This is a genomic window from endosymbiont of Galathealinum brachiosum, assembly GCA_003349885.1.
Taxonomy (GTDB): Bacteria; Pseudomonadota; Gammaproteobacteria; order SZUA-229; family SZUA-229; genus SZUA-229.
Window position 1 is genome coordinate 422,485 of the sequence record QFXC01000007.1, and the last position, 21,421, is coordinate 443,905.

24 protein-coding genes are annotated in these 21,421 nt (G+C 38.9%); 8 read left to right on the plus strand and 16 right to left on the minus strand.

All coding sequences use genetic code 11. The features are described 5' to 3' along the window. The first annotated feature begins 29 nt into the window (after positions 1 to 29). Together DIZ80_04525 and DIZ80_04530 are read left to right on the plus strand one after the other, a co-directional pair. Entirely contained in the window at positions 30 to 317 is a 288-nt protein-coding gene (locus tag DIZ80_04525; GenBank protein RDH84737.1) for a hypothetical protein, read from the plus strand. Positions 318 to 396: 79 nt separating this feature from the next. Further along, positions 397 to 1,413 carry a ribosome biogenesis GTPase RsgA gene (locus tag DIZ80_04530; protein RDH84738.1) on the plus strand — a complete coding sequence of 339 codons (1,017 nt, stop codon included), beginning with the start codon at positions 397 to 399 and terminating at the stop codon, positions 1,411 to 1,413. 273 nt (positions 1,414 to 1,686) lie between these two features. Here DIZ80_04530 and DIZ80_04535 read toward each other — a convergent pair whose 3' ends face one another. Continuing rightward, positions 1,687 to 2,424, minus strand: coding sequence for a Crp/Fnr family transcriptional regulator (locus DIZ80_04535; protein ID RDH84739.1), 738 nt, complete (start codon positions 2,422 to 2,424; stop codon positions 1,687 to 1,689). A gap of 599 nt (positions 2,425 to 3,023) precedes the next feature. Between DIZ80_04535 and DIZ80_04540 the strand changes: the two genes are divergently transcribed. Continuing rightward, complete coding sequence (locus DIZ80_04540) at positions 3,024 to 3,404, plus strand: hypothetical protein (protein ID RDH84740.1); 381 nt, start codon at positions 3,024 to 3,026, stop codon at positions 3,402 to 3,404. A gap of 347 nt (positions 3,405 to 3,751) precedes the next feature. Continuing rightward, positions 3,752 to 4,090: a DUF2956 domain-containing protein gene (locus DIZ80_04545; GenBank protein RDH84741.1), complete on the plus strand. Its 339-nt coding sequence runs from the start codon at positions 3,752 to 3,754 to the stop codon at positions 4,088 to 4,090. Between the two features lie 115 nt (positions 4,091 to 4,205). Here the strand turns inward: DIZ80_04545 and DIZ80_04550 are convergent, their stop codons facing one another. The 7 genes from DIZ80_04550 to DIZ80_04580 form a co-directional block, all read right to left on the minus strand. Then, positions 4,206 to 4,865, minus strand: a complete 660-nt coding sequence (locus DIZ80_04550) for a glutathione S-transferase (protein RDH84742.1) — start codon at positions 4,863 to 4,865, stop codon at positions 4,206 to 4,208. 146 nt (positions 4,866 to 5,011) lie between these two features. Further along, positions 5,012 to 7,261, minus strand: coding sequence for a collagenase-like protease (locus DIZ80_04555; GenBank protein ID RDH84743.1), 2,250 nt, complete (start codon positions 7,259 to 7,261; stop codon positions 5,012 to 5,014). 729 nt (positions 7,262 to 7,990) lie between these two features. Next, the gene (locus DIZ80_04560; GenBank protein ID RDH84744.1) at positions 7,991 to 8,389 is read right to left on the minus strand and encodes a hypothetical protein; all 399 of its coding nucleotides are present in this window, start codon (positions 8,387 to 8,389) and stop codon (positions 7,991 to 7,993) included. Between the two features lie 520 nt (positions 8,390 to 8,909). Next, entirely contained in the window at positions 8,910 to 9,707 is a 798-nt protein-coding gene (locus DIZ80_04565) for a bacitracin ABC transporter ATP-binding protein (GenBank protein ID RDH84745.1), read from the minus strand. Between the two features lie 22 nt (positions 9,708 to 9,729). Further along, on the minus strand, positions 9,730 to 10,686 hold the full coding sequence (locus DIZ80_04570) for a nitrate ABC transporter permease (GenBank protein ID RDH84746.1): 957 nt from the start codon (positions 10,684 to 10,686) through the stop codon (positions 9,730 to 9,732). 169 nt (positions 10,687 to 10,855) lie between these two features. Then, positions 10,856 to 12,244, minus strand: a complete 1,389-nt coding sequence (locus DIZ80_04575) for a nitrate ABC transporter substrate-binding protein (GenBank protein RDH84747.1) — start codon at positions 12,242 to 12,244, stop codon at positions 10,856 to 10,858. Between the two features lie 500 nt (positions 12,245 to 12,744). Next, the gene (locus tag DIZ80_04580; GenBank protein ID RDH84748.1) at positions 12,745 to 13,338 is read right to left on the minus strand and encodes a hypothetical protein; all 594 of its coding nucleotides are present in this window, start codon (positions 13,336 to 13,338) and stop codon (positions 12,745 to 12,747) included. Positions 13,339 to 14,153: 815 nt separating this feature from the next. Here DIZ80_04580 and DIZ80_04585 point away from each other — a divergent pair. Beyond that, positions 14,154 to 14,345 (plus strand): hypothetical protein, encoded by a 192-nt coding sequence (locus DIZ80_04585; GenBank protein ID RDH84749.1) that lies wholly within the window; start codon positions 14,154 to 14,156, stop codon positions 14,343 to 14,345. Further along, entirely contained in the window at positions 14,332 to 14,622 is a 291-nt protein-coding gene (locus DIZ80_04590) for a transcriptional regulator (GenBank protein ID RDH84750.1), read from the plus strand. Before DIZ80_04585 ends, DIZ80_04590 begins: the two co-directional genes overlap by 14 nt. A 231-nt stretch (positions 14,623 to 14,853) precedes the next feature. Here DIZ80_04590 and DIZ80_04595 read toward each other — a convergent pair whose 3' ends face one another. The 5 genes from DIZ80_04595 to DIZ80_04615 form a co-directional block, all read right to left on the minus strand. Next, complete coding sequence (locus DIZ80_04595) at positions 14,854 to 15,312, minus strand: hypothetical protein (GenBank protein RDH85036.1); 459 nt, start codon at positions 15,310 to 15,312, stop codon at positions 14,854 to 14,856. Positions 15,313 to 15,329: 17 nt separating this feature from the next. Beyond that, complete coding sequence (locus DIZ80_04600) at positions 15,330 to 15,548, minus strand: 4-oxalocrotonate tautomerase (GenBank protein RDH84751.1); 219 nt, start codon at positions 15,546 to 15,548, stop codon at positions 15,330 to 15,332. 24 nt (positions 15,549 to 15,572) lie between these two features. Further along, positions 15,573 to 16,247, minus strand: coding sequence for a hypothetical protein (locus DIZ80_04605; GenBank protein ID RDH84752.1), 675 nt, complete (start codon positions 16,245 to 16,247; stop codon positions 15,573 to 15,575). A gap of 97 nt (positions 16,248 to 16,344) precedes the next feature. Continuing rightward, on the minus strand, positions 16,345 to 16,725 hold the full coding sequence (locus DIZ80_04610; protein ID RDH84753.1) for a nuclear transport factor 2 family protein: 381 nt from the start codon (positions 16,723 to 16,725) through the stop codon (positions 16,345 to 16,347). 56 nt (positions 16,726 to 16,781) lie between these two features. Next, on the minus strand, positions 16,782 to 17,546 hold the full coding sequence (locus DIZ80_04615) for a glucose dehydrogenase (protein RDH84754.1): 765 nt from the start codon (positions 17,544 to 17,546) through the stop codon (positions 16,782 to 16,784). A 180-nt stretch (positions 17,547 to 17,726) separates the two neighbouring features. Here DIZ80_04615 and DIZ80_04620 point away from each other — a divergent pair, with 180 nt between their 5' ends. Beyond that, entirely contained in the window at positions 17,727 to 18,665 is a 939-nt protein-coding gene (locus tag DIZ80_04620; GenBank protein RDH84755.1) for a LysR family transcriptional regulator, read from the plus strand. A gap of 302 nt (positions 18,666 to 18,967) precedes the next feature. After that, the gene (locus DIZ80_04625; protein RDH84756.1) at positions 18,968 to 19,147 is read left to right on the plus strand and encodes a hypothetical protein; all 180 of its coding nucleotides are present in this window, start codon (positions 18,968 to 18,970) and stop codon (positions 19,145 to 19,147) included. 233 nt (positions 19,148 to 19,380) lie between these two features. Here DIZ80_04625 and DIZ80_04630 read toward each other — a convergent pair whose 3' ends face one another. From DIZ80_04630 to DIZ80_04640, 3 genes are all read right to left on the minus strand, one after another. Further along, a complete protein-coding gene (locus DIZ80_04630) occupies positions 19,381 to 20,673 on the minus strand; it encodes a hypothetical protein (GenBank protein RDH84757.1) in 1,293 nt (430 codons plus the stop codon). Between the two features lie 12 nt (positions 20,674 to 20,685). Continuing rightward, a complete protein-coding gene (locus tag DIZ80_04635) occupies positions 20,686 to 20,985 on the minus strand; it encodes a cytochrome C (GenBank protein RDH84758.1) in 300 nt (99 codons plus the stop codon). Positions 20,986 to 21,172: 187 nt separating this feature from the next. After that, positions 21,173 to 21,403, minus strand: a complete 231-nt coding sequence (locus DIZ80_04640) for a hypothetical protein (protein RDH84759.1) — start codon at positions 21,401 to 21,403, stop codon at positions 21,173 to 21,175. Between the last annotated feature and the right edge of the window lie 18 nt (positions 21,404 to 21,421).

Below are 21,421 nucleotides of genomic sequence, written 5' to 3' on the forward strand. Positions count from 1 at the left end.
AAAAACAATTGGAAAAACAGGAATTAAAGATGAAAAAAATAATGAGTTTTCTTTTACTGACTTTATCTGTCAGCCTGAGCACAAACCTGTATGCCGCTGATGATAAACATCATGGCGGTAAAGATTTACATGACAAAAAATGCACAAAGTGTCACGGCAGCAGTGTATATACCCGTGATGAGCGTATGGTAAAAACCATGTCAGCACTGGAGAGTCAGGTAGAAAACTGCATGAAAGGTGCAGCAAAAGCCGAATGGACTCAACCTGAAACCACATCTGTTGTTGATTTTTTAAATGATCGTTATTACAAGTTCTAAATAAACCGATGGTTTTATACACAACTATCACTAGCCGGGTTAATCCTAACCCGGCACATACCATTGCAATTACCTGACAATGGCAAAAAGACGCATCAACGATCAGCAACAACGACGCATTAAAAGCATTCAACAAAAACGTCGTGAAAAAGCCGCAGACAATCAACAGGAAAAATCAGACACACTTTCACAGCAAGGCTTAGGTCCTGAACAATCCGGTCTGGTTATTACCAACTATGGCCGCGCTCAAATAGTTGAAGACAAAGAAAAAAAATTACACCGCTGTGTTGCAAGGCGAAATCTGGGCACACTGGTTTGTGGTGATCAGGTTATCTGGCAACCCGCACTCGCCGATAATAATGAAGGTGTAGTTGTCGCCGTTGAAGAACGTCAATCACTATTACAAAAACCGGGTTTTGGTGGCAAGTTAAAACCCATGGCCGCAAACATCGATCAGATCATTATTGTCTCTGCCGTGCAGCCAGACCCCAAACCTTATCTGATTGACCGTTATCTTATTGCCGCAGAAAACCTGCCGGCAACACCGATTATTCTCATCAATAAAATTGATCTGTTAGAAGAAAAAAACAAAGACAGCATTAGAAAACTGGTAAAAGATTATCAGAACATCGGTTATAAAGTGATTACCTCCAGTAAAGTAACTGATTGTGGTTTTGATGATTTGTTAGAAACCCTACAATCACACACCAGTATTTTTGTCGGTTTATCAGGCGTGGGTAAATCATCATTAATTAATCACCTGATGCCCGAATTAAATATTCGCGTAGGTGAGCTTTCCGCCGCAAGTGGTGAAGGCACACACACCACCACCAGTTCAACACTCTACACCTTACCCTGTGGCGGCGTATTAATTGACTCACCGGGTGTACGTGATTTCGGATTATGGAATTCAACAGCCGAAGACATACTTCACGGTTTTATAGAATTAAGAAAATATATTGGTCACTGCAAATTCTCAAATTGCAGCCACCAACACGAACCAGGCTGCGCAATTCAGCAGGCACTAAAAGACGGTGATATTTCACAGATGAGATTTAATAGTTATCTGAAAACAATTGAGGAATACACAAACTGAACACTACTATATCACTGTAGGACTTAGTCTCAGCTGACGACAAAATAGCAGATTTAACGTAAGTAAATTAATATATGAAATTATTACAGCCTGATATCTATCAACAGCTACGATATTCATGCTTTATAAAAATGAATTAAAACTACAGGACAGTAACTGTCCTTTGCTTAAGAAAAAGCTGTGAAAATGTCCAGACTATGACCGACAGTCTATTGCAGACAATCATTCATATACAACCAGGCACTAAACTAGCGCTAACACCCTGAATACTATTTAGTTATTTTTACCTGAATACCATTTAAGTCCTTCTGTAGATGCAAGATTAATACGTCCACGAGATAGTTTTACACAGTTTTCTTTTTCAAATTCTTTTAAGATTCGGCTTACTACTTCACGTGTTGTACCTAATTCGTGAGCTAGATCTTGATGGGTTATTTTTAATGCGGCTCCCTTATTGCGTTCAAACAATCCACCCAGCATGCAAGCCAGACGCATATTTAAATGATTAAAAGCTGTATCTTGAACAAGGTACATCGTTTCACATAAGCGATCAGTTAAAGATGTGAGCACATAATTACGAAATTTTTCTATACCATTCATCGCACCATTAAAATCATCTGCGCTTAACACTAAAGCCGTGACATCTGTTTCTGTTTTTGCAACCGCATTGTACGCATGTTTCTGTAACATGCTGTTCAAGCTTAAAACACACAAACCACCGGCTTCTACCCTGTATAGGGTGATTTCGCGTCCATCATCTGCTATTTGATAAATCCTTATAGTGCCTTTTAGGATAAGCATGAATTTATTACAGGCAGATGAGCCATGAAACATAGTGGTATGGGGTTTAACATTTAACTTTTTTGCATTATTAATTGTTTCAACCCATGCAGGGTCATTAACATCACCAAGAAATGGATAAGCCTGTTTAAGCTCATTTTGTCTATCATTATGAATCTCCAGAGATTGATTCATTACCGGTTCAATTCTGGCTACATTGGGACTATGCATACAAACACCTCGCACTTTCTACATCAATTAACTTAATCATGCAATAAACCTGTTCTTGAGTTAGCCGAATTGAAATTCATGAGCTGCAAGCCAGATACAGTAGTAATTTTTATTACATTTAAAAAAGAAAACTAATGAATAACCACACTAAATACCAGAATATTGTTCGTTCATTTTCGTACGAATATTGTGACGGTTTTTTTAATAATAAAAACAAAGCCTTACATAAATAATTTTAAGAAGAAAACCTGAGCAGTAACAACTGAGAATTATTTACATTTTTGAATGATTACTATCTATCATCGCCCCAATTTTAGTTTATGTAGTAATTAAAATTTCACACGGTTTATATGGTCGATTCAGATGATTAGTCGGTTGGTACTACTTGTAGCTAAACAGCGTTATCCATAAAAAGATAGTCGAACTCTAATATCCTTTTATGATCATAAAATTTGTTGAATTATTCTTTATAGATAATGGCGTACATTCAATTAATTACCCTTCATTTTATTGTTTTTTAAGCCTGTACACCTGACATACAATATTAGTTCTAAATTAACACTTCAAAAACACTGATGCTAATGCATGGAGGTGATATTATGGAGTCTCAACATTATGCCAATCGAGCTGGCTGGACGATTATCCTGTACGGGGTATGCCTGTCCTTTATTACCGCCTTTACCCCTTTCTTCGAAGCGGGTTATCTGTTTCAGGACAATATTCTGCTGGCCGGTTTATTCCCTTATCTGATATATGCCATTGCCGTGCCACTACTGCCCGGAACAATTACCACCGTTGCCGGTATTGTACTGGCCGCAACACATACCGGACTGGTTATAGGCGTACGTTTTCTTAATTACAATGAAGGCCTGATGTATAGCATACCGGTTATTCTGGCGGTACTGCTGATACCACTGGTCATCTTTGCCCTGATCAAAACCGATGTACACAAACACGACTCGAAGATGATTGGACATTAGTAATAAAATAAAGGGGACGGAGGGATTAAGATTTAATCCCTCCGTCCCCTTTATTTCCTTTAATTTCTTACTTCATTAACATTAATAACGACTTATATTAGGCCACACTAAAGATCAATAACTGAAATAGTTGTATTGAATCAAAACGTCTACATTACGTAGTCAATTAAAAGTAAGTTTGATAAAACTGGTATAGTTTATGGTTATCATGCTTATCGAGCCCCCCATAGTGACAAAAGCCGAAAGTACAACCTGAATAAACAGGATCAATGATAAGTAGTGGAGTTAAACTGGAGCAACACAACTTATCAGTGTTACTATGCAGCAGACAATAAATCAGGTAAATCATGGCTAAACATTCTAAAAAGAATAAAATTTCAGAACAAACAAAAGAAGATGCCACAAAAATAGCATTGGGCACTCAAAGACCGGGGCAAACGAGAGAACAGACAAAGTTAATCACTCAGGGAATACAAAAAGGTATAGAACAATACAAAAAGAAACACAAAGAAAAGGCTCGAGAGTTAGACAAGAAACTAAAAAAAGTATCAACGAGTAAACCGTTACCCGAACCTACTATTGAGAATACAGTTGGGCCCTCAACGGTTAAGCATAACAAACTACCATGGATTTTATTGATCTTAAGCTGGATTGGCTTCTTCGTTTATTTTGTTACAGGAAAGTAACTTGAAACGAATAAATTCCCATCGAGGCAACTCTGGTAACAAAGACCCTAAACACAACCTGAAGCTTTGTTTATATAGATTTTTTATGATGAGCACCCGATTAAACACTTAACTTTCACTTACCAAACAAACATTCTTCATGGTTATCTAACCATAACGGGTATTTGAACATCGCTTTTGAAAACAACCGGCTTTGCAGATGTTGGTTTAACCAGCGCTGTAAATGCGTGTACGGGCCCTGTAAATACAGTTGTCGGTTTACCCGGGAAAACTGTCGAACAAAAGGCAATAAGGCATAATCGAGTAAGCTGGGTGTAGAGCCCATTAAGAATTCATGTTGTGTCAGGCGAATTTCCAGACTTTGAATAAAAGGTTCACACAGTAGGCGACACTGCTCTTCATCATCACCGTGAAAACGTTTGGCACGTTTGTATTGTTCTAACTTCGGCTTAAAATTTTCATCATTATCTTTAATTATTTTAAGCATTTCCACGAGTGCATCTGTATCCTGCGAATAGAGTAAATTTCCAGGATCATTAAGCTTAAGCGCCCACAACATAATATCTAAACTTTCATCGATGACGGTTTTATTGCTCTTAGCTTCTAACACTAAAACAGGTACTGTACCTTTAGGGGATAGCGCTAACATTTCAGGTGGTTTATCTTGCATAACAATTGCACGCAACCTGACAGTTTGTTGAGCTAATAATATGCCGAGTCTTGCACGCATCGCGTATGGGCAGTTTTGCAGAGAATAGAGTATTGGCAATGTCATAAGCTTATGATTTTAATCCGAACTCCAGTTTTCGATTTCTCGTCCCCACGCTCCCCGTGGGAATACTGAGCGATGCATTAATAAAACGGGACTGCCCCCTTTTATCCACGATAACGTTATTCAGAGATGGCAAGCCAACCATCATTTCACAAACCCTGACGATATTGTGCGTTAGTCGAAATGCTAACCATATTACTTAATTTCTGTGGTGCCTGATCATCACCGCTTAACAGGTTTTCAAAATATTTAACCAGTTGCGCTTTGTCTAACTCCGCTTTAGAGCCAGCGCCAATATTAGTTAAATCAATAAAAAATTCATCAAATAAATCGGCAAGGTCACTGACGATGTCCAGGTTTAAAAACTGTTCATGATTATAAATACTGGGGTAGCCACCTTTTTGTTTATCGACGGCAAAAGAAACACCCTTTACATTCGTTATCGTCGTGGCTTTTGTACACTTCAGCATACAACCGTCTTCAATGGTTGGCTTTTTACAGCCTACGGTTTGCTGAAAGAAACACTGGCGACTGGTCATCATTAAAATCGGATGATAAATACTGTACAGCAGTTTGAAATTATCCGGTCTTGCAATATTTTTTATTTGCATGCGATTAATTTCGTTTGAAATAAAAGCCCCGGCACAATTTAATTCTTCTTTCAACGTTAACAATGCATAAGAGTTGGTGGTATTTAAAAATGGTCCCGCAATCCAATCAATGTCCATTTCAAATGCTTTATAAGCAATGCCGGTATTATTACTAACAATACGTTCAGGGCGAACTTGTTCAAGTAACCGCACAGATTCATCATAATCTTTACCAATTAATACCGCCGGAAACCAGGGTATCAGGCGAGGATTGCGCAAAAAAATATCGATGTGTTTATTGCAGCCTTTTTTAAGACTTTCTGGCAACTTGAAATACACATCAGCATCAGTTAGATCACACAGATGCATATCTTTTTCGTCGGCAATTAATATCGACAAAGCAGGTTTATCTGCCAATTTTTTATGTTTCTCTAACGGTGCTATGTCAACATTGGGAATAATGTCGACTGAATTATTTAATAATGAAGCCGCCTGATTTTTCAAAGCTGTCAGTTCTTTAAACGCAATAGTTAAACCATCATCCAGAGCGTTACATTCAAACCCGTCAATACGATAATCATTACTTGCAAAGTTTTTAAATCGTTTTTCCAGTGTTGTCTGATCGATGGCAGATTGACTTGCAGATATGAGCGGCGATTGTGTTTTCACGTGGTGAACTTTGTCACTATCACCTATCGTCATCGTTAAACATAAAGGCGCATTTAACTGTCCTGAAAAAGTTAGTACTAACGGTTGTTTTGCAATACTCAAATATTTTATTTTTTCTGCAAGCTCGTCCCCGAGTTCATTTTTCTTTGTGAACAGTACCTGCTTCACATGCAGAACATCCTCCACCAACACAGCATTATTTTCTTTAATGGCATGGTTAACACTGTGATCACGAGGGTTATCAATAAACATATCTTTACTGAGATTGCCCTGTAAAAAAGAATTCGTAAAATCACGGTTAAATACGCGGTGCAAGTTAGAGTCGTCGGCCAACAGCTTTCCGGTTTCAACAAACTCGTCAACCTGCTTTCTCCAGGTATCGACTACGGTATAAACATAGTGTGCATTTTTAATACGACCTTCAATTTTCAATGAGTCAACTTCAGCATCGACTAATGCCGGCAAATCAAAATAAGCAGAATTGTCTTTCAGGTTGAGTGGAAAACGATTGCCCGCCGCAGTCACTTCATATTCATCACGACATGCCTGACTACAACTTCCACGGTTACCTGAGTTACCCACGCTAACCGAGCTGGAATAACACTGGCCAGAAAATGCAATACACAGAGCGCCATGCACAAAAACTTCGGTGAGCACATCGTGCCTGTGGGCGAGTGCCGTTAATGATTTTATTTCGTCAATATTTAATTCACGTGACAGATTAACCCGTGATGCGCCGATTTTTGCCAGAAATAATATCTGACCTTCATTAAGCGTCGTTAACTGAGTTGAAGCGTGAATACTCAGCGATGGAAAGTATTTCTTTACCAGATTAAAAACACCCAGATCCTGTACGATGATGCCATCGATACCGGTGTTAACCAGCTTGTTCAGCAGTTTGATTAAGCTGCGTAACTCCTGCTCCAGAATGACGACATTTAAGGTCAAAAACACTTCGCAATCGTATTTGTGCGCTAAACGTAAGATGCCGGATAAGTCGTCAAAGGTAAGGTTAGAGGCACGGTTCCGCGCATTAAAATTATCCAGCCCACAATAAACCGCATTAGCACCGGCAATAACAGCTGCTTTAATGGCTTCAACATCGCCACCGGGCGCTAATAGTTCAATATTTCTAGTCATGTGCGAATCACTTAATTCCGGGTAATGGCCTGCTGATCTTTTGTAATAGCTGAATATAACCTGCCTTCCCAATGTGGCTCTTATAGGCTGGCTTCTAACATATTCCCTCTTAACATATACCTAATGGGCATATCCTGAAGGGTAACGGGGGAACATTTTACCTGCTGAATTTTCGATGTATAGTCATCCTATCGTTCAATATCACATAATTGAACGATAGTGAGCTATAACGAGCCATGATGGACCTGAGAGCATTGTCATGGAGCACTGCCATCGATTATTGCAAAGGTGGGTTTAATATTGCTGAATTTGTAATGAGATAATACCAGATAGACTTCCCGGAATTAAACTCCGGAATTGGTTTCAATCACAGGTTCGAATGTTTCAATGCAAAGCATAGAAGGTTGAGTCTTTTTAGTAAGCGTTAATCAGCTAACGTTTTTCCAGGATGATTTTTGACGGAACAGGCTCTGGCTCAGGCTGGCTACAGCAAACAGGTATTGTACAACCGGAAATACTGATTAAAAATCCAAGGAGCAAGGTTATTGTCAAAAAACGTTGTTTTGTGCGTAACATAAATGTATTCCAGCTTAATTTTCAGTGTATAAAAGAGCATAAAGAATAGTGAGAGTAACATAGTCTATCAATCACATTCGTATATACAGGATAAACCAAAAAAAAACGGCCGCCATAAAAACTGCCGTTATCTTTTCACTTCTTTAATATTAATTAAAAAGTCATTACCTTGTCTGCACTGAGGAATAAATTATGAATAATCACTGGATTAGCAAATATTCCATTAGTAAGCTGTGTAATTCCACGACTCATTGTGCATAACGTACAAATCACAACTTTTCCGCACATGCTCTCAAAGCCATTTAACAGGCCTTGAAGTGAAGCAGTTTTAACGCCATTAGGAGTGGCACAAGCAGGCTTTGGATTCGCTCTTGTATGAATATTATTATCAGGATTAATTAATTCTACACCACTCGTTTGAACGCAAAGAGTGACATCATCAGCAGGTGCAGCGCCACCAGGGCTCATTAATAGATACATCCCAATTTGAAGTGCGATACAGGCTGGTTCCGGATCTTTTGTCGGATCTGTTATGAGTGCAACCATCTCCACTGGCAATATCTGCAGCTTAAACGGCACTACTTGTAAAACCGACAATGGTTAATGATACAAGCACAGCAGCGCGTTTTAATTTACTTATTGTATTGAACATTTATATTTCACTTTATTTAATATTTACTCGTCATAGCAACTTTAATTAGTCTGCATCGAAAGACCGTCATACAAAAAGTAATATTATTTGTGAGTTAGAGCACACATAAGACTCTATTTTCAACATCACTAATGCCAGATACATAAGAAGCAGATTTATAAAAAATAAATTATAAACAAAATTAAAAAACAAAATCATTACAACCTGATAACTATAAAAATCTACGATATTTATTCTTTATAAAAATGAATCATATCTATAGGACAGAAACCGTCATTAACTTTAAAAACATTGTAAAAACATCCGATCTACGACCGTCAATCTACTTATGACTTTATTTCTATCATCATGCACAACTTAAACCTTGCAGAAAAAATGTAGGCGTTAGCCATATCTGAAATTTGGACTGACGATGTTAACCTAAGCGACTTCTTTTCTTTCGTGTCGTTCATGCAGAAACTTTAATACTTCAGCACGGTAGTGATTAAACTTTTCATTATCGGCAAGAGCTAACCGGTTTCGTGGTCGTTCAAGATCGATCTTTAATATATTACCAATGCCAGCAGCCGGGCCATTTGTCATCATTACAATTCTATCTGAGAGTAAAACCGCCTCATCCACATCATGGGTAATCATAACAACCGTATTGCCTAGTTCCGCATGAATTTCCATTACCGAGTCTTGCAAGTGGGCGCGGGTTAACGCATCTAATGCTCCGAAGGGCTCATCCATTAATAATATTTTAGGTTTCATTGACAGTGCACGGGCAATACCGACACGCTGTTTCATTCCCCCTGAAATTTCCGAAGGTAATTTATCTTTTGCATGGCTCATGTGCACCAACTCTAAGTTATGATTAATCCAGTCTTTTATTTCAGCTTTTGATTTGGTCTGTTTAAAAACAGTATCCACCGCGAGTTCAATATTCTGGTATGCCGTTAACCAGGGTAATAATGAATGATTCTGAAATACCACTGCCCTGTCTGGCCCGGGTTCATTCACCTCTTTTTCTTCTAACAATACTCCACCCGATGTGGCCTGATGCATTCCCGCGACAATATTTAATACGGTAGATTTACCACAACCTGAATGACCAATTAAAGAAACAAATTCACCTTTATCTATACCCAAACTGACTTTTTCTAATGCACGGTAATAACCGTTATCTGTCGGAAAATCGATAGTAACTTCACTAATGTTTAAATATGCGTTTGACATAACTCTATCCTTAAATAATAAATTAACGAACTTCAGCAGTTTTATCCCATGACACTTTTCGCTGTAGTAACAACATAATCTGATCTAACATAAAGCCGATAAAACCGATTACAAATACTGCAACCATTATGCGAGCTAATGAATTAGAACTACCATTTTGAAACTCATCCCACACAAACTTACCTAGCCCCGGATTTTGAGCCAGCATCTCAGCGGCAATTAATACCATCCAGCCAATACCCAGTGATAAACGTAAACCGGCAAATATCATGGGAACAGATGAAGGTATGACAATTTTTGTAATATTCGTCATCCAGCTCAAACGTAATACTCGGCTTACATTTTTTAAATCCTGATCGATACTGGAAACACCTAAGGTGGTATTTATAATGGTTGGCCAGATACAACAAAGTGTTACGGTAATGGCTGAGGTTACAAATGATTTTGCAAACATCGGGTTCTCCGAGGTATAAACCGCAGAGACAATAATCGTAACAATAGGTAACCATGCCAGGGGTGATACGGGTTTAAAAATCTGAATTAACGGATTGATTGCCTTATGCACCGTGCTGCTCAAACCACTAAACACACCAATCGGTATGGCAATGACACTGGCGATAAAGAAACCGGTTAATACTGTAATTAAACTGGTGCCCACCTGATCAATAAAAGTCGGGTTACCGGTATAATTACGAATTTTTACTATAGCATGCGGATTTTTTTCCAGCTTTTTCACATTTCGATCAATCTGACGCTGGTAAAATTTTTCTGCTTTCTCACGTTCCTGTATATGCTCATCCACTAACACAATTGTTTGTGACCAAACCTGTGAAGGCCCGGGCACCTGACCCAATGAAGTTATAATGCTGGCTGCGCTAATATGCCATACCGCTAAAAAAACTAGAAAAGCAACAATGGGAATAACCAGTGCTTTTGTTTGTTTGTTGTTTAGTAAACTAAGACTTCTATAATTTGACATGCTAGTCTTTCCATTCGATTCAGATAGAGAAGGCAACAAAGATCGTTTTAATAAAATACATCTTTTAAATATTCCAGTGAACATGATATTTATCCTGTTTTTAATTTAGTCTCATTCAATCAACCCACCTTTCTATCTGTGAACCGTATGAATGAGACTATTTATCTATTTAGTTAACGGTATCCTTTCCTTTTAAACCGATTTTAAATTCCTTTAAATAATCGTTTGGTTTTTTTCCGTTATAAACGATGTCGTCAATAAAGTGTTTCTGCGGTGCACGAAAGCCATCTTCAGTAGAAAAATCAGGAAACTCTGTCGCTTTAATTTTTCCTTCTACAATTAACTCCTTGGCTGCTGTCGCATATATGTCAGGGCGATAAACACGTTTCGCTATATCCATATACCAGCTATCCGCTTTTGGTTTTGCAATTTGTCCCCAACGGCGCATCTGAGTTAAGTACCAGATAGCATCTGAGTAATATGGATAGGTTGCGTTATAACGAAAGAACACATTAAAGTCAGGTACTTCACGTTTATCACCTTTTTCATATTCAAACGTGCCTGTCATACTGTTTGCAATCACATCATAATCAGCACCTACATAATTACTCTGAGATAGAATCTTCACCGCTTCAGGGCGGTTTTTATTGTTTTCAGCATCTAACCATTTCGCTGCACGTATCATGGCTTTAACAACCGCTATATGCGTATTCGGATTTTTATCAGCCCAGGTTTTACTCACACCAAAAACTTTTTCAGGGTTGTTTTTCCATATTTCATAATCAGTTACCACTGGCACACCAATACCTTTAAATACCGCCTGTTGATTCCAGGGCTCACCTACGCAATAACCATAAATTGTTCCAGCCTCCATCGTGCCGGGCATTTGAGGAGGTGGTGTTACTGATAACAGAGCATCTGCATCAATAGTGCCCGAAACATCACCTTTAGCCGGTGCGTAATAACCCGGGTGTATACCACCTGCTGCTAACCAGTAACGTAACTCATAGTTATGAGTTGATACGGGAAACACCATGCCCATATTGAATGGTTTGCCATCATCTTTAAATTTCTCAACCACCGGTTTTAATGCATCTGCTTTTATAGGGTGAACAGGTTTACCATTTTCATGTGGCACATGGGGTTTCATCTGCTTCCAGATATCATTCGAGACCGTAATCGCATTACCATTTAAATCCATACTGAATGCGGTAATAATATCGGCCTTTGTGCCGTAACCAATGGTTGCACCCAGGGGCTGACCCGCTAACATATGTGCACCATCTAACTGCCCATCGATCACTCTATCCAGCAGCACTTTCCAGTTAGCCTGTGCTTCCAGTGTTACGTATAAACCTTCGTCTTCGAAATAACCTTTTTCATATGCAATAGCTAAAGGCGCCATATCGGTTAGTTTTATAAAGCCGAATTTAAGTTCTTCTTTTTCTGGCTCAGCCGCATAAGCACCGCTAAACCCAACACTACAAGCCATAACGGCTGTTAACGATATTTGTTTTAAAAATTTACGTCGTGAAAATATTTTATGTTTAAGAAACATCTTTCTCTCCCGTTATTTTAATTTTTCACAGGCAAAAAAAAGCGCCCTTCATACACAGTGTTAACCTGTATGAGGACGCCTTTGCCCGCTTAATAGAAATAAAATTAAATTTAATAAAAGTTGATAGTCAGTAATTAAAACTAAACTATCGGTTGAATTACTAGATCGCCGTTGACCCTTAATAGTAACAATGCACGCACTGTGCCAATTAGCAATCCCTTATAAAAAGGGTGTTTTAGGCCTTTATAAGCTTCATACAGAACAGATTTAGTGCAAGAAACATAAGTAGGCACTAATGTTGTGCGTTAAAGAATTAATAAATTTAACAACAACGTTTATTTATATACCTCATAAATAAATCATGTCATTAAGAATATTTTCAATGTACTCAATCTAATGGCTATATATTAGTGTTTTGAAAAAACTAAAGATTAAGAAGTAACAGATTATTTTTATAAGACAGGCTGAAGCCAATTATTTATGCTTTGTGTTGCCATCTATTAATTTAAAATATTTGACATCGATATAATATTACGCGACACATCACCTAACTTATTACCCGTATCCATCGCCATTCGACGCATTGCATTATACGCATCGTCTTCATTCATATTATATGAATTCATCAACATACCTTTGGCTTTTTCAATATCTTTTCTATCACTTAACCGAGATTCAAGTGATTCAATGTTTTTATTCAGACCTTCAATTTCTTCTATTTGAAACCGCGTTACTTTAAATCGTGCCAGACAAATTTCAATTAAACTCTGAATACGATTAGCTGCTATATTACCGGTTACACAAGAATCTGCACCCGCTAAAATAACATCCTGGGTGATATTTATTTCCGCAGTATTCGCCAAAACAATAACCGGGCAAATTACCTGCCCTTTAAAATTACCCAGTTGTTGAAATAATTTTCTGTTAGGTGAACTCACCGATATAATCAATACATCAGGCGTATCTTTTTTTACATCATCGAACCACTGAGATTCTGTATCACAGGTTTTATTAATGGTATAACCTGCATCAACCAGCAACATAGCCGTTTTATTCTGGTGCTCTACACTTTCATAAATTAATGTAATATTCATAATTAACTCTGTTCAATAAACATATAAAAACCATAGCCACCCTCAACACATTAAAAACATTCACAAATGAGAATGGATAAATGAATTCTCAGAGCTCACTGCCTAATTACACACATAACCGTATTATCAGTAAACACAGCTTAAATACCGACATTGATATTCAGATAAAAAGTAATCGTTATATACCTATACAAAACATGTGCCAATTAATAAGTCATTGTTTTTAGTATATTTAATATTATTACGAAGTGAATAATTTCAGGAAATGCGCCTCAAATGTGCACAAACAGGAGGCCTGCACAATTATTGAAGCAATGAATAATTTACTATAAGACAAACCAGCTCTATGTAATAGCTGACGATAATTATTGCGATACGAAGCAAACCATAAAACGACTAATACCTCTCACAACAACCCCCCAACACACTTTTATGGCATCCACATGCACCAGATAAACCCCATTACGCAAACGAAACAAAAAATGCGTATGGCTAACAGTAGAACGACTCGGCTCAATAGTAGAAGCCGGTAAAAACGAATTAATATAATCAGACTTAACATCACTAAAATAAAGTTTAAACTGCTTCAAAGTAACCACCACACCCCTGTCATCAATAATACCTACCTATTGATCATATTAACAAATATGTTAATATTTGATTATGGATTGGGAAATCACCTATTACAATCAGGGACTCCAGAAAGAGATTTTAAAATTTCCTGCTGGTATACAGGCCAGATACATACACCTGACAGACAGGATGTGTATTTATGGAGCCAATCTGGGTATGCCACATCAGGGCACCTCTGAACAATGAAGGATGGATTATTTGAACTTCGCTTAAAATCAAAAGAAGGTATTGGCCGTGTTTTTTATTGCACACTGGTAAATAAACGCATTGTTATGCTGCATTCGTTTATCAAAAAAACCAGCAAAACACCTTCTAACGAATTCAAAGTAGCCATTGCACGCATGAAAGAGGTAAAAGCAAATGCGAACACATAAAGAACTTAAACAACAAATGCTCGACAACCCGGACGTTAAGTCTGAATACGATTCACTTGAAGAAGAGTTTTCACTTTTTGATGAACTACTAAACGCCCGAATGAATGCAGGACTTACTCAAGCGGAAGTAGCTCATCGTATGGGAACAAAAACACCCGCAATTGCCAGACTAGAAGCAGGTGGAGGTAATAAAAAACACTCGCCCTCAATATCTACATTACGCAAATATGCAGAGGCAGTAAATTGCCATATTGAAATTAGGCTTGTGCGTAATTAAATTAAAATACAATCTCATACCCGTAGCCCGGATGCAGAAAAGTGAAATCGGGGCTTTTGACTTTAATTAACATAACTACAATTCCCGGATTTCGCTGCACTACATCCGGGCTACAAACTACATTAATTTTTAACTAACACCCCTATTACAATAACAACTAAACTCACATTAACTTCCGATCTATCAGGTATGCTGACATTTTTAGTTTTTACTCTAACCGCAATGATTTTATTAAAAGCGACGAACAGTCAGAAATATCCCCACAATCATTAAAGCTAATCCTGTTAAACGCTGAGTAGAAACTGAATGTTGTAACGCACCCAAAAGCCCGAAGTGATCAATCACTACCATAGATATTATCTGCCCTAACAACACAAAAGAAACGGCATTGCCAACACCAAATTTAGGTGCAACCCATGTTATGCTAAGAATATAAAATATTACACACAGGCCTCCCATATAAAACAAGATGGGGATTGGCGCTTGAATTGGGGATTTAGATATACCGCCGGACAAAAATAGATTTGCCAGTGAAACTACACCGCCAACCATAAATAAAATAGTTGTAGCCAATGCAGGGCTGTGAAGCTTTTCACCTAAGCTGCCATTTAACGCTGCCATGACAGGGATTCCAAACCCTGCTACACACATCAATAAAGCATAAAATACTGGCTGTTGAAAATAGTTCATTATGCCTCCTTCCGGTTTCATTCTGCCGACGATGTTAACCCTTGCCTGCGCAGCTCTGTCACCTGGTCAAAGCCAATCCCCCAGTTATCCGTATTCACTTCATCAATAACAACGAAAGTAGTGGCTGGATTTTTATTTAAAACATCGACCATCAATTGAGTACAGCCTTTTATGATCGCTTGTTTTTGTTCGTTAGTTACGCCTTCATCAGTAATTTTTACATTAATATACGGCATGATTGTTACCTCTTAGTTTGACTATTAAACAGTGATTTTTTTGTTTAGTGAATCTACATCGATATATTCTGATAGCACCTTCTCGAAAAATTCCACAGAATTAGCACCAGAAACCAAAGTATCCTCATTTATGATAAATGCGGGAATACTGTGTAATTTTAATGCTTTTTGTCGCTCAATTTTTTTCTCTAACACCAGCGTCAATTCACTCGATGACAATGCTTTCTGAGTCGAAACTCTATCCATCCCTAGTTGCTCCGCGATATCCAGTAAAACATCCGTGTTACTAATATCCAGACCTTGCTTAAAATAGACTTCGATCAAACTTTCATTAATAGCGTTTTGCTTATTAAATTGCTCAGCCAAATGTATTAATTTGTGCGCCTTTCGAGAATTGTAATAATGCGTGCGTTTAATAAAATCAATGACAATACCAGCGTTCTGTGCCGTCTTCACCAGAGACTCCTGATAATCTTTCAAGGTCGCTGATGACCACTTTTGTTTGCGCTTAAAATAATTGACTATCGTTTCGCCTTCTTCAGGCATATCAGGATTTAGCTCAAACGGAAGATACGTTATGTGTGCTTCAACTTCATCTTCCAATCGTTTTAACGCGGTTTTAAAATTGTTGTACCCGATGGGGCACCAGGAACATACGACATCATGTATGGCTTCAATTTTAATTTTTACTTTAGACATTCCTCTATTCCTTTTCTATTTTCTATGCTGGAGCAAGGAAGAATAGACACCAACTTACTGGAAACAGTTAATATCTAGTCCTATGATTAAATTTGAATTAGATAATCGTGTACATTTTATTTACGATTTTCCACTCACCGTCTTCTTTCAAAAGCCCAAGAAAATCAATGAAATGTGCAGCCAGAAGTGGCACATCAACCTTAGCCATGGCCTGGTCACCAATAATTTCCAACGACATCGTATTAAATGCGTATTTCATGCCTTCATCTTTTGGTACCGGACGAGCAGCAACTGCCTGTAACCATTCATCACGGCTTTTTCGATAATTGTTTCCTTTGAGCCAGGCATCGCCATGAAAGAGTGGGCGGAGTTTTTCTACATCTCCCTCATAAAGCCCATCAAAGTAATCTTGTAAAAGAACATGAATGGTTTGGTGGTCCTGGCTGTAGCTAGTTTCTTGTTTGTTTGTATTTGTCATTGTTCTTTTCCTTATTTATTAAGTGCTATAAAGCTAATATTTTTGATTTCAGTTGATTAACCGTAGTTGTGACCTGCTGCATGTCCACCGTCGACACGTAATGTGGTGCCTGTGATGAAGTCATTTTTGACAAGCATTGCCACAGCATCCGCCATATTTTCAGGCTTACCGATTCGATTAAGTAGATGCAGACCGGCAAGGACATTAGCGTCTTCTATGCCTTGTTTGGCATGCAAGGGTGTCTCAATAATCCCTGTCGCAATGGTCGCAACACGAATATTATCTGGCCCAAGTTCAGCCGATAGCTGATGCGTTAAACTGTGAAGTGCTGCTTTGCTAGCCACCGCCCCAGAAGCTGGGAAACCTGCAATTGCGTGTTCAATAAGCGTTGTTCCGATATTTACAATCGATCCACCACCGCGTTTTTTCATTTCTGGAACTGCGGCTTGCGCTGCAAAATAACTGCCTTTGAAATTAATAGCGAAAAAGCGATCGAGCTCACCTTCTTCTGTATCAAGAAACGACTTTGGGTTAAATACGCCAGCATTATTGACAAGAATATCTACGCCACCGAACGCTTCCACGGCCTTAGCGACAAGCTCTTCACCCGTTGCTTTTTTAGATACATCCCCAGTGACATATGCCAAATTACCTAACGATTTGAGTTCATCATAAGCAGATAAAAGATCAACTTGTGTACGTGCATTCATTACCACATTCATACCGTCTTCTAGCAGACGCTTAGTAATGGCGTAACCGATACCGGTAGATGCACCGGTTACGATTGCAGTGAGAGTCTGATTGTTTGTTATTTGTGTCATGTTTTAGTCCTTCGTTTTAAGCGCTTAAGCTTTCAGTTAGTGGTTTCCGTATCTGTCCGTGCATCCATTGTTTTTTACGATACGCTTAAAATATCATTGTGATAAGATCACAAATACGCAAATCATTATTGCGTTATGTGAATAAATAGACTTTATCCTTAGCAAAGCAGGAGACAAGATATGGATCAGCTGGGTGCAATCATGCTATTTAATAAAGTGGTCGAAACAGGCTCTTTCTCGGAAGCCGGTCGACAATCGAATTTGGTGCCATCCAGTGTTTCGCGTCGCATTGTTGATCTTGAAGGTTGGGTGGGGGCAACGTTGTTTCACCGTACCACCCGTAAACTAAACCTGACTGAAGTAGGTCGACTATTTCACGAACGAACGCGCAGCATCATGCTGGATTTGGAAGAAGCTCGTATTATGGCAGCTGAACTCGAAGACAAACCCGCGGGCGTCGTGCGCATCACCCTGCCCGCGAGTCTTGAACAACATATTGTTGTGGCAACTGCCTTGTTTCAAACGCGATGGCCAGAGGTGAGCTTTGGGCTCACCTCCACTGATAGAAATGTTGACCTGGTCGCTGAAGGTTATGATATTGCGATTCGCACCGGACAGCTTAAAGATTCCACCCTACACGCGCGCAAGTTCGCCACGGTACCCCGTTGGCTTTGCGCTAGCCCACAGTATCTGGCATCTGCGCCTCACCTCGCCCACCCTGATGATATTGAAAACCACAACTGTCTCGCACTAAGACGTAACCCGGGTGATAATATTTGGCAGTTCAAAGACGGTGATGAAATTGTCGATGTTAAGGTTCACGGCGAGTTTACGGCCAACAGCGGCAACATGCTAGTAACTGCAGCTCGCCTCGGTAGCGGCTTGATTTTGTCGCCCGAGTGGATCTTAGGTCCGCCCATCGCACGTGGCGAACTGGTAAAACTGCTACCCGCTTACCCAGCGTACCCTCCCGCCTCTGCACTGTATGCAGTCCACCCTTATCAGCGCTTTATTCCGCCCAAAGTAAAAGTGTTCATCGACTTTTTAATCGAACAATTTAACGAAGATTATGACTGGTCAGCAGATCCAGCAGAAACACTTCCAGCGGCTTTGATGTGACCCACCGTTTTTTTGATTCGGCAAATGTCCGATTTGTGATCTGGCTACTGTCTTCTTAAGGTCTGTTTTGCAATGAGTTAACCCCGGTAACGCATTTTCTTTCAATAACTGCATTGAGGTGAATAAAGAAAACGCTCAACCCTCAAATCAAAAGTAAATATAAATTTAATGAATAATAATGCAAAAAAAACCAATTGTAGGAGTTAACAAATCTGCAACATGGATTGACGATTTAGAGCGCGATGCGAAGCAAGCAGTAAAATAACTAATAATTAAAGTAATTAAAGGAATTAAAGGGGTCGGTGACAAATGATAATGTTAATAATTATCAATTGTCACCGACCCCTTTATTCTCTTTATTCATCGTTCTGGCAGGCATGTTTGTAGAAATTTTCGCTACAGTTCAGAAGATGAAAAAGGCCATATCTTTAATGAATACAAAAAACCTGCTGACTGGCATGCCTGTACTGATACTGCAGTAGGAGAAGGATGGCAGACTGTTCATCTTAATGCGCGAGGTTTGGAGCGATATGTGCTTGAAGTAAAAACAATGGATGAAAAAACGAATGCAGGGACAATGAAATTATATGATTCATTTAATATAAAAATATTAAAAAAATGAATTGCTCCAACCTCTTTATTTTAATTAATTGGTGCCAGAGCACACACTTGTGCTCTCGCCCTATTCATTAACTGTTTGTATTTTTTTATTAATTTAACCAAAACTATCTGACGTGATACTGTCATACCAGCCTTTTGCATAACGCGCTTCCTGTTTGCGGAAAGCGGCATCTGCTTCTATAGGGCTAACGCCACCTGAGCCTTTAACTTTGTATATACCTTTATCATGACTGTAACGATAAACTGCCGCGACTGAAATGCCGTAGTCTGGTGATACCAGGCTATAACAGGTGTTAACATAAGATGGCTCGGGCATTTTGTTGCCATATATTGCAGAGACAATAGCGGCGGCACAGACTTTGCCCTGACTGTTTGCGGCGAAGCCCGATTTTGGCATTTTTCCGGCAATGGATGCATCACCAATAATGTGAATATCCGGGTATTGTTTTGATTCAAATGTTCTCTGGTTAACCGGGCACCAGCCATCACCATTGGTTAGCTCTGCCGTGTGTGTAATTAAACCCGCTTTTTGTGGCGGTATAAAATTAATTACTTCTGCTTTGTGTTTGTCACCCATTTCTGTGTGAATGGTTTTGTTTTTTGCTTCAATATAATCAATACGCCCGCCATCATCTGCACCAACCCATTCGATCATGCCGGGGTACAGTTTTTTCCAGCCCTGCATAAATAAAGCCTGTTTTGAAAATTTTGATTTTGCATCCAGAACTAGAATTTTTGATTTAGGTTTATGCTGCTTCAGGTAATGTGCAATTAAACTAACCCGCTCATATGGCCCCGGTGGGCAACGAAATGGATTACCCGGTGGTGCGATAATAACACTGGCGCCATCTCTCATTGAAACTAGCTGGTTACGTAATAGCGTTGTTTGTGAACCACCTTGCCAGGCGTGCGGAATAATTTTTGCGTCAGCAGCTGTCATGCCTTCAACATCATCCCATTTAAAATCGATACCCGGTGAAAGCACCAGTTTGTCATAGAATAATTTTTTACCATCACCCAGCGTTACATATTTTCCCACGGCATCTATGTGCGTCACCCTGTCGTGCACAACATTAACCCCTCTTTTTTCATGTGCCTGATAACCATGGCTAATGCTATCTATATCTCTTATGCCACTCAACACGGCATTACTAAACGGGCAGGTTTTAAAACGCGTTGATGGTTCTATAAGTGTTATTGACAGGGAAGGATCAAAAACATTCAGATATTTTGCACAGGTTGCCCCACCAAAACCACCACCCACAACAAGCACCCTTGCTGATGCTTTCTGGCTTTTGGAAAAAGCAGATAACGGACTCATGCTCGCCAACATAAAACCGGTATTAGCCAATAACTTTATAAATCGTCTACGATCATATGTGTTCATGATGATCTCCCGTTACTTACTGGAAAAAAACTCAGCGATAAGCTGAATTTCCTGTTCGCTATAACCATTAGAATGCCTGCCCATCACTGTGGATGGTCTGGCACCGCTTTGAAATTCTTTTAATGACTCTGAAATAAATTTTGCCGATTTACCGTTAATGGCGGGTATTGCACCGGGGCTTTTACCATCGGTTCCATGACAGGCGGCACATGAGTTAGCGAGCATAGCACTCGGGCTAATTTCAACAGCCATACTCATATTTGAAACCGGTAAAAAATATAATAATATTGCTAATGTTTTTTTATTAAGCATGTTTGCCTCCAATACACCTTTTAACTTAAATTAAATCGACTAAAGAACAACCAACCGTTTTAATGTAAGACACTCATTATTATTTAATTCAACGATAGAGAGAATTTTATGCGCGTTATTACGGGCAATAAATTTAGGCACGTTCATTAATGAGGTGACTGCCTGAAAGAGCTATAACTGAATTTCTTCAACCAGCTGGTTTTATTGTTAACCATGTAATTACTCTATCAGTTATTTTAATAATAATTAACACATGCACACCGGTATTGATAAACATCAACTGATAGTGGTTAATACGGAGCAAGCATGGTGTCAGATCACAGTATTTACTTATATTAGTGGAAACTGAAATCCGATTCGGATTTCCTGATCCGGCTTTCTTCAGAGATAAAAAACTGCCATTTAGAATGCCCAGCACAATATTTAAACCGGGGAT